The 854-nt window shown below is 57.0% G+C and carries 1 protein-coding gene; it reads right to left on the reverse strand.

From position 1 onward, the window contains the following. Window positions 1-172: 172 nt before the first annotated feature. Entirely contained in the window at window positions 173-475 is a 303-nt protein-coding gene (locus WX88_RS26755) for a transposase (protein WP_046247497.1), read from the reverse strand. Between the last annotated feature and the right edge of the window lie 379 nt (window positions 476-854).

Raw genomic sequence — 854 nt, forward strand, 5'->3', positions numbered from 1 at the left:
CAGCGCTGGCCACTAGCATAGTAAACATAGTGCATATCCTTAGCGAGAATTTCGGTTTCTACTATTGTGCTACCCCTATTACGCCTGGCAGCGCGACCGGCAGCAGCCGAGGGCCGAGTCGGCTTGGCAAGTGGCACCTGGGTCTGCCGCTGGGCGATATGTCGGTAGGTGCTCACGGGGTCGGCTGGCCAAAGATGACCAAGGCTTTTTTTAAAATGTCCAACTCCTGCGCCAGCCGCTTATTGGCGGCCCGCAACGCACGCACTTCCGGGTCGCGGGCCACTTCCACACTGCCCACCTCCGCGACGAGCTGCGCCTGCTGCCAACGGTAGAGCAGCTTGGGGCTGATGCCTAACTGCCGGGCCGCGGCCTGGGTGCTGCGGCTCTCGCTGGCTAGACGCAGTGCTTCGGCCTTGAACGCCTCGTCGTATTTACGCCGTTTGTCGGGCGACGTCCCGTTGGTTTTTACTGTCATCACAGAAGAAATATACNACTGTCATCACAGAAGAAATATACGTCCTTCTTCTGTCCGTCATCACTAGACCACCTCAACGATTATACTAGGGCCACTGCTTTACTTGTACGTCCGGGCATTGACCAGCCCCGAGTTTCACCTTAACGCCCGTCAGCATGCCTGGCATTTTGTGCCCTTCCTACTGTGCGTAGCTTACTATCTACCGCTATTCACAGCGCCCGGAGCGGCCAAGGCAGTGTTCCTTTCCGGGCCGGCACCTACCCTGCTTACTTCTTACTACCCGGTGCAGGTAGGACTAATCTCCCGGTTGGCGATAGGACTGGTAGCGCTCTACTTAGAGCGGTTTCGGAATGAGTGTACGGTTTTTTGGGATAGCTTG

This window comes from Hymenobacter terrenus, assembly GCF_000972495.1.
Classification (GTDB): Bacteria; Bacteroidota; Bacteroidia; order Cytophagales; family Hymenobacteraceae; genus Hymenobacter; species Hymenobacter terrenus.